This is a genomic window from Rhodospirillaceae bacterium, from assembly GCA_002746255.1.
Taxonomy (GTDB): Bacteria; Pseudomonadota; Alphaproteobacteria.
On sequence record NVWO01000025.1, the window covers coordinates 1 to 12,526 of the forward strand.

At 53.9% G+C, this 12,526-nt stretch carries 13 protein-coding genes; 6 read left to right on the plus strand and 7 right to left on the minus strand.

Going from position 1 to position 12,526, the window contains the following annotated elements; all coding sequences use genetic code 11:
• Nucleotides 1-296: 296 nt before the first annotated feature.
• The 5 genes from COA65_09865 to COA65_09885 form a co-directional block, all read right to left on the minus strand.
• Nucleotides 297-821 carry a hypothetical protein gene (locus tag COA65_09865; GenBank protein PCJ57104.1) on the minus strand — a complete coding sequence of 175 codons (525 nt, stop codon included), beginning with the start codon at nucleotides 819-821 and terminating at the stop codon, nucleotides 297-299.
• A complete protein-coding gene (locus COA65_09870) occupies nucleotides 733-1,473 on the minus strand; it encodes a hypothetical protein (GenBank protein PCJ57105.1) in 741 nt (246 codons plus the stop codon). The genes COA65_09865 and COA65_09870 overlap by 89 nt, the downstream gene beginning before the upstream one ends.
• A gap of 17 nt (nucleotides 1,474-1,490) precedes the next feature.
• Nucleotides 1,491-1,799 (minus strand): hypothetical protein, encoded by a 309-nt coding sequence (locus tag COA65_09875; GenBank protein PCJ57106.1) that lies wholly within the window; start codon nucleotides 1,797-1,799, stop codon nucleotides 1,491-1,493.
• A complete protein-coding gene (locus COA65_09880; protein PCJ57107.1) occupies nucleotides 1,796-2,101 on the minus strand; it encodes a transcriptional regulator in 306 nt (101 codons plus the stop codon). Before COA65_09880 ends, COA65_09875 begins: the two co-directional genes overlap by 4 nt.
• 1,151 nt (nucleotides 2,102-3,252) lie before the next feature.
• Nucleotides 3,253-3,441, minus strand: a complete 189-nt coding sequence (locus tag COA65_09885; GenBank protein ID PCJ57108.1) for a hypothetical protein — start codon at nucleotides 3,439-3,441, stop codon at nucleotides 3,253-3,255.
• Between the two features lie 405 nt (nucleotides 3,442-3,846).
• Here COA65_09885 and COA65_09890 point away from each other — a divergent pair, with 405 nt between their 5' ends.
• The 4 genes from COA65_09890 to COA65_09905 all read left to right on the plus strand — a co-directional run bounded on the left by COA65_09890 (nucleotide 3,847) and on the right by COA65_09905 (nucleotide 8,367).
• A complete protein-coding gene (locus COA65_09890; protein PCJ57109.1) occupies nucleotides 3,847-4,575 on the plus strand; it encodes a hypothetical protein in 729 nt (242 codons plus the stop codon).
• Nucleotides 4,576-4,603: 28 nt separating this feature from the next.
• Complete coding sequence (locus tag COA65_09895) at nucleotides 4,604-5,920, plus strand: hypothetical protein (GenBank protein ID PCJ57110.1); 1,317 nt, start codon at nucleotides 4,604-4,606, stop codon at nucleotides 5,918-5,920.
• A gap of 6 nt (nucleotides 5,921-5,926) precedes the next feature.
• A complete protein-coding gene (locus tag COA65_09900) occupies nucleotides 5,927-6,253 on the plus strand; it encodes a hypothetical protein (protein PCJ57111.1) in 327 nt (108 codons plus the stop codon).
• A gap of 107 nt (nucleotides 6,254-6,360) precedes the next feature.
• Nucleotides 6,361-8,367 (plus strand): hypothetical protein, encoded by a 2,007-nt coding sequence (locus COA65_09905; GenBank protein PCJ57112.1) that lies wholly within the window; start codon nucleotides 6,361-6,363, stop codon nucleotides 8,365-8,367.
• A gap of 9 nt (nucleotides 8,368-8,376) precedes the next feature.
• Here the strand turns inward: COA65_09905 and COA65_09910 are convergent, their stop codons facing one another.
• A complete protein-coding gene (locus tag COA65_09910) occupies nucleotides 8,377-9,189 on the minus strand; it encodes an enoyl-CoA hydratase (GenBank protein ID PCJ57113.1) in 813 nt (270 codons plus the stop codon).
• 100 nt (nucleotides 9,190-9,289) lie between these two features.
• Between COA65_09910 and COA65_09915 the strand changes: the two genes are divergently transcribed.
• Nucleotides 9,290-9,874: a TIGR00730 family Rossman fold protein gene (locus tag COA65_09915; protein ID PCJ57114.1), complete on the plus strand. Its 585-nt coding sequence runs from the start codon at nucleotides 9,290-9,292 to the stop codon at nucleotides 9,872-9,874.
• A gap of 109 nt (nucleotides 9,875-9,983) precedes the next feature.
• A complete protein-coding gene (locus COA65_09920; protein ID PCJ57116.1) occupies nucleotides 9,984-11,204 on the plus strand; it encodes an isocitrate dehydrogenase (NADP(+)) in 1,221 nt (406 codons plus the stop codon).
• Between the two features lie 49 nt (nucleotides 11,205-11,253).
• Here the strand turns inward: COA65_09920 and COA65_09925 are convergent.
• Nucleotides 11,254-12,526 (minus strand): alanine--tRNA ligase (locus COA65_09925; GenBank protein PCJ57115.1); only part of this gene is annotated, 1,273 nt, incomplete at its 5' end.

Consider the following 12,526-nt stretch of genomic DNA (forward strand, 5'->3'; position numbering starts at 1 on the left):
GACCCTCTCCAAAAAGTCCCATTACCTGCGGGCGTCCCGGTATATCCCCCCTCATCCCCCCTCATCCCGCCTCACTCCAGATTCAAGTGTCCCGTTACATTCCCTAATCTTGTTCATAGAAAAGGAGATACCTATGAGAAAATATCTAGCGATCCTTGCCCTGGTACTGTTCATCGGTGCAATCGGTTATACGACATATGCTGAAGCACAGACTGTTGTACGTGTGTGTACGAACACTTCAGGCCTACGTATTGTAGGTTCGTCCTGCTGAAGTCCCTGCATTAGGATTGCACATACTAGGCCGCGTGAAGTTCGTCTAACACCTTCACAGCTCTCTTAGCGCTATCCTGTACACTTAGATGCGCGTACTTCTGCGTCATGGTAGGCGACGCGTGGCCTAAGAGCATCTGCAAGTCGTACAAAGAGATACCCTGGCTTACCAGGCGTGAAGCAAAAGTGTCTCTCAGCGAATGGATAGTAGCTTTTCCATAGCGCTCAACACGATGCGTGGCGTTGATCCCTACCCTGTCCATAGTCCTTCCGATAGACCTACACGACAACACATGGCCTTCCCCGGTCTTTGAGGCAAACAGATAGGGGTTCCTTGGGTGCGCTTTCTCAAGACGTGTCTCAAGACGTTCCTTAAGTCTCTTTGACAATCTCAGCACAGACGAATTGTGCACCTTTGGGCGATACAGGGAGAGTGTCCCGTCTTTGGTGTCCACATCTTCCCTAAGATTTGGTGTCCACATCTTCCCTAAGAAGCGTGATGGCTTCCCCAAATCGACACCCTGTGTCCAGGAGAAGAACTGCCAGGTCATAGGCGTCCGTGAGTTCCTGACGCATAACAAGGGAACGCTGGTCGGCTGGGGGTAAGCCCTTCCGGTCAGCTTGAGGATCAAGAGCGACTAGGAGCCGCTGTTCTTCCTCAAGAGACAGGAAGCGTATCTTGTGTGCTGACTTCAGGCGCTTATCTGTCTTCGCAGTGGGGAACTCAAGAGAAGGGTTTGTCTGGTATATTTTCTTGAAGCGATTCACAGCAGTTCTCAGCGTGGCTGTTTCCTGCGTGATAGAGGCAGGGGCCATCCCTTCTTCAAAGCGCTTGTTTACCAGAATAAGGATGTCCTTTGTCGTCAGGTTCGACAAAAGCATTGAGCCTTTCAGGCCATATGGTTTGCCCTTAAAGCCCCGCCTCCCCGCCTCCCCGAAGATGCGCTTGATAACACTCTGGATACGTCCTGACCCCTTGAGGCGTGAGCCGTGTTGTTTGTACCAGAGGTCCATAGCGTCCCTTAGGGTGATCTCATCAAGAATACCAAGCTGGCTGTGATCCAGGAGCTTCTTACGGACACCCTGTTCAACAGCCAGGGCTTCCTTCTTGATGGAACGCTTGGTTGATCCCTGGTAACGAACGCCATCAAGGATGAAACCATAGGTATAGAACCGGCGTCCTGATGCGAGATAGACAGACATGGTGTTTACCTCCTGTTTTACAGGGCGACCTTACCTAGCCGCCACGAAGCGCCTACAACGTCTTCAAGTGACGGTCCTTCGCGCATGACTTCCCCAAGCCTGTTGTTGACCACGTAGTACGGCGTGCCGTTCCTGAGGAGGCGCGTGATGCAGTCCCCCTGGCCGTCTGAAGACAACAGGAAGGCTTGAGGGTCTCCAGTTTCCGTTGAGTGATACTCAAGGTCTCTGACGACACCGATCGAAGACAGGTTCGAAAAGAGAGCGTTGATGGTTGAAAGATCACTGGGAGAGAACGCTTGAGCCTTTGGAAATTCAACAACACTCATTCACTGGCTTTTCCGAATATTAGGTTGAAAAGCTGAGGTTCGTAATAGCGCAATAAGGTCTTTGCGAAGGTCTTAGGGTTAGTCTTAAGAGCCTCTGCGTAGTCCTTGATGCGATCAGGTGGAATCTGTGCGCCACCACACTCTAGTTGTGAAATGAACGTCACATAGTCATAACCAAGGAGGTGAGCGAGTTCTAACTGGGTTAGCTGTTCTGCATGTCTTAACTTTCTCAGATACGCTCCAGCTTCTCTCCTTAAACGCTTTGCGGCTTTTAGCTTCCTCTCCTTGTCATGGTTAGACATCTTGTCCTCCTTGTGAAACGCGATTACCTATTGCACATCATGAACTACAGGTTAACCGTGTAGCCAGAAATATCGGATGATCGCCAGAACCCAGGGACCAAATAGAATGAGACATAACCAATCAGACAAATCCATATGACCTCCTTACTTAGAGTGATCTTAAGAAGACTCTGTGTCTAAGAGTTCTTAAGGAGACCCCTAGTAGTGGACCTCATTATAGACAATCCATAAGGGGTCTCTACCTAGAGTTCTACCTAGGACTCTTAGGACTCTTAGATTACTCTAGGGTTCTACCTAGAGTTCTCTCTAGGACTCTGGTTTCTAGGTTTTATATTATTATGATAATATATCTCTAGATTCCTTCTTTCAGTTTTCTTCAGGTTACCTCTAAGGGTCTCCTCTCTCGATTCATCGATAGTGTCCGATAAATGAACTGGCGAGGTAACGCCTTGTTTTTGTAGTGCCTCAGTTTGAAAGAGAAGGTGATCCTCCATCTATCGAAATTCCGGGAACTATCCGGCTGACGCCTTCCAGAAGCCTTGCAGGACTGAGTCCTCCTATTTGTGAAACGGAAGGACTAGCAGTTTTTTTATCTTATCTACTTAAACACATCTAGTGGTTAGCACTGGATAGTTGTCAACAAAAAAATCAGATACAGGGGCGTGGACGTGTGCGCGTGCGCTGATTCTCCTTAGAGAATCAAGATGTCCCGATACCTCCAGGCGGTCTCATCACATCCCCTTCATAATCTCAATCCGAAGGGCAGGCTTTGCAACCCTTGATTAGGTTGAGATACAGAAGGCATCGAGTTATAGGGAGTGACTAGGTTAGCTGAGAGCCTGAAGACGTGCGCTTGCCAAGGAATTTGTTTCTAGCTCCAGCGCCTATGGACTGTATCTCCCTCACTTTGAGGGGGGCAATGGGGAAGATCCGTATGTCTTCCTAGAGAGACCCGCTCGCACATCGCTACAGTAAACATTCTCAGGGTCAACCTAAAGCCCCCTTCAAGTTCTACCATAGTACACCACTAGTCTACCTATAGACCAAAATGCCCTCAGGACACCCCAGGGACCGCCCTCAGTCCACACCTGCCACCTCTCCGCACAAAAACCCCTAGCCGAGCATGTAGAGGAGGGGCCTCAGTGAGCCTCCTAGAGTGTTCCACTGTTTAGGTGGAGAACCTCAGGATGGTCCTGAGCCTTCTCCACGGAAGGCACGAGGTACGACATGATCTCCACAAGCATCTTCTGACCGGGGTCCGTGTCTCCAAGGTTGCTAGTGGCTATAGCCTTGCGATAACGATCAACACCCCGATTTACCCCCTCCATCTCCCACCGCATCTCAGTCTCTACGGATCGGATGCGTTCTTCTTCGTTTCCAGGTGTGAGTGAATCTGTGAGCATAGCTAATCCTCTGTTATCGTTTGTGTATATTCAGTGGTCTACTGTAGTCCATTGATATACAAAAGATTTCAAGGGCTTAGAAAGGCTGGACCTCTTTTGTAAACCGAAGGTCGGGGGTTCAAATCCTCTATCCGGCACCAGTTTTCACGTACCGCAAATGCGCCACCCCCTCCCGCATAGCAGAAAAAATCCGGGCTGCCGGGGGCACGGCCCTTAGGAAAATACCCTTAAATTTTAACTGGAAATACCGCCACACCATACCATATCTTCTGGTAGGGTTTTACAGATTGCGCCACGACCAAGATCGGCGCATGACGAAAACGAGAGAGGGGGACAACTGCCGTGAAACATTTCTCCTGGAAAATTATTTTCCTCGGCGCGCTTCTTCTTCCGGCGCTGCCAGGCCTCGCATTCGCAGGTTTTTCCGAAGGCCAGCGGGCCTATGCAAAGGGCAATTGGCGAGTGGCCTATGACGAATTGTTGCCACTGGCCGTCGAAGGAAACGCGCGCGCCCAGTTCTACATCGGACAGATCTACGACCCGACGAATTTGGATCGCATCGGTGTCACCTACAAGGCCGGCGAGCACATCCTGCAAAAACACAAGACCGCGCTTCGCTGGTACCTGAAGGCAGCAAAACAGGGCCATGTGCAGGGCCAGAGACAGGCCGGCATCTTCTTCAAATATGGACAGCTTTACCGCAACGCCTTCAAATGGTTGAAGCGTGCATCGGAGGCTGGCGACGGCGAAGCACAATATCAGCTTGGAATTATGTACCACTACGGCATGGGCATGCCCCGAGACGATAAAAAAGCTGCCAAATGGCTAGCCCTTGGCGGCCCCAATATGAGCGAATACAAGCAAAAGCAATATGGCTGGAAGGCCGGTCAGGGCTATGGCGCGCCGGCTCAGGGCAAGGATCTTGTCAATCGCCTCAAGCAAGGCGGCGGGGCGACGAATGCCATTCGCGCCAATCGCGTCCAGTCACGCGGAACGATTTCACACCGCAGCCAAGAGGATGGCGAAACCCGTTCCGAGGAATATGAAAAAGCCGTCGGCTCGTTCTTCTAAACATCCAACAAACGCATGAGGAAAAAGTATGTCCCTTCGTAAGACATGCCTAGGCACCGCCTTCGCCATCGCAATGGGGAGCGCATTTGCCATCCCTGCGCCAGCGGCCGAGATCAAGGCCGGCACGGTCGTCCATGCCGGGAATCTTGATCAACTTCTTGAGCAGACCTTCGACGGAACGCCGCTCGGCGCGCTTATCCCAGAGCGTTTTCAATGGCAGATTCGTGAGAAGGGTCTGACGATGAAGCTCGCGCATGCGAAGCCCCATCCCATCGACCCGGTGCTCAAAAAAGCGGGCGAAAAAAACCGGACCACCGTCTCGCTCGATCCGGAGACGCGCAGGGTCGTTGACTGGAAAGCCGGGGCCCCCTTCCCCGACATCAAACTGGACGATCCGGATGCGGGCCTGAAGGTCATCTGGAATCTTTTCTACGGAAGGCCACGTGGCGACAGCCAGGTTTTTCCCAATACAAGCATCGCAATGATCAACGGCGAAAAAGGCATCGAAGGCGTTACGCACCAGGAGCTCACCCGCGTCTTTCTAAAGGGGCTTCTGCGCCGGCCCGGAAAGCCGACTCTGGGATCGGGCAAGCTTTTCGACAAGAACATCCTCGTCATGACGGCCCCCGATATTTTCAAGGGAAACGGCCTGCTTTTTTATCGCTACGACACGGGTGGAACGGATTACCTGCTGATTTACGCGAAGGACGCCAACAAGGTCGTGAAATGGTCCGGCGATTTCTGGATGGACCAAATCGGGGAAACGGACTTCCTTGGCGACGATCTGTTAATCTTCAGCGCCTATCCGACCTGGTATGACGGTTATAAGATTCTTGCAAAAAAGAAGGTCCTCGTCATTGCCAACACCGCCCACCCTTTCTTCAACAATGACGCGGTGGAGGACGCCGACCTTTTTCCGGGTTTCGAAACACAAACCAAACCGCACTGGAACCCGGCGGATGTATGGGAACCACGTGAGGTTTACGTAATCGAAGCAACGGCGCCAGCCTTGCATCCATACAGTCAAAAAATTGTCTACATCGATACCAAGACCTGGATTCCCTATCTTGGCGAGTTCTATACGAAGAAAGGCGAGCTTTGGAAAACGACCATCCAAGGCTATCACGTCTTCCCGATCGAAAAAGAACCAAAGGGAAGCATTCTATGGCCCACATGGGCACTCATCGTGGATTTTGAGAGAAACCACGCCACCATCTTTGCCACGGATGATACCGTACGCTTCAACGAGGTGATCGACCCAGCATTGATTAGCCTCAACACCTTGAAAGGCGGCCGCGAGGATACCGAGATCGATGTGCCGTGGTCCGAATTAAAAGCGGAGTAAGGTTGCATGGCCCTCTTAAAAAAGATGAAGCGCCCGCATAAATTTTTCAGCGTCTGGTTTCTGCTATCCCTTTTCTGGATTCTCGGGATTGGCGCATGGACCATGCCGGAATGGTCGAAGGACGCCCTTGCAATCACCGAGTTCAATTATGAAATCACCGAGGACCGTTTCCCCCTGTTAAAAGGCCGTCATGGCAAGGTTGAACTGTTCGAAACCCAGGACCGAACAGAAGACCGCGCGACCTGGAATCTTGTTCTACACCTGACCGGCATCTTCGGGCTTCCCCTTCTTGGTCTCGGTCTTGGCATCCGCCATATACGCAGACCGGACTAACCGGCCCGGCTGCGCGGCGGCGCTTTAAGCACTTTTTTAACCAAATTCCTTGCAAAGTAGAGGCTCCAGCCACCGCCTCGGCACCAAGAACAACGCAAGGATTCCGCATGAACCGCAAGGAGCGCCGACAGCGTGAGAAATTGCGCCGGACGCAAGGCGCTTCCTCCCTGCCGGAGGGCCTGAAAAAAGCCGTCTCCCTGCATCAAAGCGGACACATTGGCGATGCGCTGCCGCTCTATCAACGTTTTCTTTCCGAACAGCCGGATCATCCGGATGCCTTGAATTATTGTGGGCTCGCCACCTATCAGCTTGGCAACGCGGACCGCGCCCTCGCATTGATCCAGGCCGCCGCGCAGGTCGAACCAACGAACGCGGGCATCCATAACAATCTCGGGCTTGTTTTTCAAAAACTGGGGCGGATGGACGACGCACTCATCGCCTACCGACGCGCGTTGAAATTAGAACCAAAAAAATCCCAGATTCACAGCAACCTCGCCAATGTGCTGCAAACCGTCGGCAAGTTCGAGGAAGCCATCACCGTCTACAACCGCGCCATCGCGCTCAAACCCGATAGCGCAGAGGCTTTAAACAATCTTGGGAATGTTCTGAAGAAGCAGCGGAAACTCGACGAAGCGCTTGCCGCCTATAAACAGGCCTTGAAATTCTGGCCGGACAATCCCGATACGCACACCAATCTTGGCGTCTTGCTACAAGCAGCGGGCAAGCCAGAGGAAGCCATTGCCGCTTTCCGACGCGCCCTCGACATCAAGCCGGATCATGCGGAGGCCTATTTTAACCTGGGTGGCGTCTATCGGGAACTTGGCCGCATCGACGACGCGCTCGCCGCCTATCAGCAGGCCGTCGAATTGAAGCCGGAAATGAACGCCTATGACAATCTCGGCAGCCTTCTTCTCGACAACGGCGCCCTGAACAAATCAACCCCGGCGTTGCAAAAGGCAATCGATGCCCCAAACAAAAATCCGCTTGCCCGCGCCAATCTCGCCGGACTGCTTGCCGATGGCGACGATCTGGACGGTGCCGAAGCCCTGGCCAGGGAAGCGATGCCGGTAATCGGCAAGTTCCCGAACGCCGCCGCAAGTCTGGCCAAGACGCTGGTCGAAAAAGGAGATGTCAAAGCGGCGCTTGCCACCTATGCCGCGATCCCACGCGATTTCGGGTCGGATCTGGCCCCCCATATCGGCTTTGCCGTAACGCTTTTGCGGCAGCAAAGAATTGTGGAAGGCTTAGGCGTCATCGACCCACTTCTTAAGGACACACGACTAACCGCAAATCAGCGTTACGCCCTTTTTGTCAATCGCGCGATCTATGCATGGCTTCAGGAGGATCTCGACGAATTGGCACATTGCCTTCAAAGCTGTCACACCCACGCTGAGGCCATCGACCGAACGACCATCGACGCCAGCCTGTGTATTTATCAGCTTTATCTTGAACGCCTTCTACGCTACCGCGAAGAAAATACCGATTTTTATGAAGCACCCACCAGTGGCAGACTGCATTTGATAGGGGAAAGTCATTCTCTTTCACCAAATGGCACAACGGTTACTGTTGAGGGTATTTCGGCGAAGGTTGTTTCCCACCTCCTGATCGGCTGCAAGGCTTGGCACCTGTCGCAAGCGAAAAAAAATTATTTCCAACGCAGCCTTCGCACCATCCTTCAGCAGCTTCCGGAAAAGGCCACCGCAATTTTTTCCTTTGGCGAAATTGACTGCCGTCACAATGAAGGGATCTTCCACCATCACCGCAAACAGGGCGGCGACCTTGACACAATCATCCGGTCGACCGTGGAGGGCTACACCACCCTTGTCGCAGAACTGGCCGCCACGCGCGCGATTCGTCCGATCTTCTGTGGTGTGCCAGCACCCCATTGCGAGCGACCGGCGCTGAACGCACTCACAACGGCAGACCGCACGACCTATCTCGATGGCATTGCGCGCTTCAACGAAGCCCTAAAAAGCGCCGCCGCCGAACGGGGAGCCGGTTTCCTCGACGCTTACGGACAAACCGTAAGCACGGACGGCACATCGAACGGCGAGCGGCATATCGATCACTACCACCTCCGGCCAAACTTCCTGCGTAAAATTCTTGCCGGGTGACGGAAGCCATCAAGAGGACGGTTTTTGAAAATTCGGCTTTCGCTTCGCAAGAAAAGCACGGATTCCTTCCGCAAATTCCTCGTCCGCAGCACTGTCCATCACGCCGCGTTCTTCCATGCGAAGCTGACTATCAAGGGTCGTCGCATAAGCGGAGGCGTGGTTGAGCAGCGCCTTTGTCCGGCCCAGGGTCTTGGCCGGACCCGATGCCAGACGTGTTGCAATTTCGACCGTCTTTTCCTCCAGCGCCTCATCCACAACCACCCAATTGACGATGCCAAGTTCATAGGCACGTTTTGCGTCAAACCGATCCCCCAGGAGAGCAATTTCCATTGCCTGCTTGAGGGTAACGCTTCGCGGCAGAAAGTAGGTCGAACCACCATCCGGGCTAAGGCCAATGTGGCAATAGGCAAGGGTGAAAAAGCTTTTCTCGGACGCAACCGCCAAATCGCAGGCCAGCATCAGGCTCATGCCAAATCCGGCCGCGGCACCTCGCAGGCTGGCAACAACCGGCTTGTCCATGCGGCGGATGGTTTCAATCGCATCATGGGCATGAATGGCAAGCTCGCCGATAGCCCGGCGGCGGGCCCATTCTCCCTTGTCGAGGATCGCACCAAAGCTATTGATGTCCCCCCCTGCCATGAAATGGCTGCCATTCCCGCGCAGCACGACACAGCGAATATTTGCATCCTGTTCCACTGCATGCAAAGCCTCACAAAGGGCAATGCCAAGGGCATTGTCGATGGCGTTCAGTTCCTTCGGGCGATTAAAACTAAGCGTCGCCACCCCATTCTGGACTTCCTGCAATAAAATTGCGTCAGACATTCCGCTGTTTCCTTCCTTGCCGATGGATTGCGCAATGGACTATATCGAATAGAATCAGAAGCGCCATTTGCCATGACAGTTACCCCCCAGGTGAGAAACAATGAAAAACATTCAGGCCCTTTGCGTTTACTGCGGTTCCACGGAGGATGTGGACCCGATCTACCTGGAGGCCGCTAAAAATTTCGGCACCATTCTGGCTGCCCATGGGATCCGGCTGATCTATGGCGGCGGCGGGGTTGGCCTCATGGGCGCCATTGCGGACGCCGTCCTGGCACACAACGGTGACGTCACCGGGATTATGCCGGAATTTCTGCTGGACATCGAAGTCGCCCATGAAGGCGTGACGGAAATGATCGTCGTCGACAGCATGCACAGCCGAAAACAGAAAATGTTCGAGCTTGCAGATGCCTTTGTCGTCCTTCCCGGCGGCTTCGGCACCCTGGATGAAGTGGTCGAAATTCTTACCTGGAAGCAATTGTGCCGCCACGACAAGCCCATCCTGCTGGCAAATATTGCAGGTTATTGGGGCCCACTGATCGCGCTGATTGCTGCGATTACAGATGAGGGTTTCGCGCAACCACAAAATGCCGACCTTCTGACAACCGTTCCCAGCGTCGAAGCAATTCTTCCCGCCCTCGCCGCAGCGCCAGAGCCAGCCATTCACACCGTCACGAGTAAGGTTTGAATCCGGTCGTTTTTTTCACCAATGTAGGGCTTTGCACTTGTCCACCCCGGTGCTATTTTGCGCCCTGCTGAAGAAAGACCCATATGCAGCCGCAAGGGAAGCCACGCCAATGCCAAAAATCAAAGTTGCAAACCCCGTCGTCGAGCTTGATGGCGACGAGATGACCCGGATCATCTGGGCGTTCATTAAAGAAAAGCTAATTCTCCCCTATCTCGATATTGACTTGAAATATTACGATCTCGGGATGGAATGCCGGGACAAAACGAACGATCAGATTACAGTGGATGCAGCCAAGGCAATCCAGAAATATGGGGTTGGCGTCAAATGCGCAACCATCACACCGGATGAAGCGCGGGTCGAAGAATTTGATTTAAAAAAAATGTGGCGATCGCCCAATGGGACAATCCGAAACATTCTTGGCGGCACCGTCTTCCGCGAGCCGATTATCTGCAAAAACGTACCGCGTCTCGTCCCGGGATGGACAAAACCGATCGTTATTGGGCGTCACGCCTTTGGCGATCAATATCGCGCGACGGATTTTCTGGTCCCCGGCCCGGGAAAACTGACCCTTCGATTCGAACCCGCAGACGGCGGCGAAGCGAGGGAGGAAGAAGTCTTTGACTTTCCGTCTTCGGGAATTGCCCTTGCCATGTACAACCTTGATGAATCGATTCGCGGTTTTGCGCGGGCCTGCATGAATTATGGGCTCGAGCGCGGCTGGGATGTGTATCTCTCAACGAAGAATACAATTCTGAAGGCCTATGACGGGCGTTTTAAGGACCTCTTTCAGGAAATATTCGATAGCGAGTTTGCCGACACGTTTAAAAGCAAGGGCATCATCTACGAGCATCGGCTTATCGATGACATGGTTGCCTGCGCGATGAAATGGAACGGCGGGTTTATCTGGGCCTGTAAGAATTACGACGGCGACGTTCAATCGGACACCGTCGCGCAAGGGTTCGGTTCGTTGGGATTGATGACATCCGTGTTGATGACGCCGGACGGAAAAACCGTCGAAGCGGAAGCCGCACACGGAACCGTAACCCGTCACTATCGGCAGCACCAACAGGGCAAGGAAACCTCGACCAATCCGATCGCTTCCATTTTTGCCTGGACCCGCGGCCTGTCCTATCGCGGAAAATTCGACGGAACGCCGGACGTTGAAAAATTTGCGGAAATCCTCGAAAGAGTCTGCGTGGAGACCGTTGAGAAGGGCTTCATGACAAAGGACCTGGCCATCCTTATCGGCCCGGACCAGAAATTTCTGACGACCCGGCAATTCCTCGACAAGCTGGATAAAAATCTGCAAACGGCGATGGCAACCGTCTAAGGACAGTTGCGCAAAGGTAGGTTGCGAAGGTAACGACGCCTTCTACGCGTTACGCGTTGCCGGCGCTCTTGGCGATCCCCTGGGCGATTGCCTTGGCGATCGCCTCAAGGGCCGCCTCGCCCTTTGCTGGATCAACGCCACCGCCCTGGGCCATATCCGGACGGCCACCGCCACCCTTGCCCCCCATGGCACCCGCCCCCGCCTTGACCAAATCGACTGCGTTTAGGCCGTCTGTCAGGTCATCGGTAACGCCGACGACGAGGGAAACTTTGCCTTCCTCACCAACGCCTACGATGGCCACAACGCCGGAACCCACCTGTTTTTTCAGATCGTCGGCCATTGGACGCAGCTCTTTTGCCGGCACGCCCTTGAGCAGGCGGGCAAGGTACTTGCAACCCTCGATATCGCGAACACCGCCTTCTTTTTCGACACCCCCACCGGCCATCGCCCCACCGCGCGCCAAATCACGACGCGCCTGCTGTAATTCGCGCTCAAGGCGCTTGCGCTCATCCATCAGACTGCCGATTCGCGTCACCAACGCATCGCCACCGGGAGCCACCTTGAGAAGGGCGGCGGCTTCGTGCAAATGCGTTTCTTCCATCCTCACAAAATCCTCGGCCATTTCGCCTGTCAGCGCCTCAATCCGGCGCACACCGGATGCCACGGCACTTTCGCCTGTGATTTTAAAGAAACCAATATCCCCCGTCCGCCGAACATGGGTGCCACCACAAAGCTCGACGGAAAAGCTTTTTCCGGCTTCTTCCCCCATAGACAGAACCCGCACTTCATCGGCATATTTTTCACCGAACAGCGCCAGAGCGCCTTCGCCCACCGCTTCGTCCGGTGTCATCAGGCGGGTTGTCACTTCCGAGTTTTGACGGGTTTTCCGGTTTACGTCGGCTTCCACGGCAAGGCGTTCTTCCGGCGTCAGCGGCTCCGAATGGCTAAAATCAAATCGAAGCCGGTCGGGTGCAACCAGAGAGCCCTTTTGAGTCACATGCGCGCCAAGCCGGTGGCGAAGCGCGGCATGGAGAAGATGCGTTGCCGAGTGATTGGCGCGCAGGCAGGCGCGATGGTCGGTCGCAACTTCCATTTCCAGCACGTCGCCGATGCGAATTTCGCCGGCATCTACCCGGCCGACATGCACGTGAAGATCACCCAGCTTCTTCAGGGTATCCTCAACGATGAAGCGGGAGTCCACGTCCGCCGACTCCATTATGCCGATATCACCGGCCTGCCCCCCGGAAAGGCCGTAGAAAGGCGTCTGATTCGTAATCAGCAAGATTTCCTCGCCGGCCTTCGCGGATTTGACCTCCGCGCCA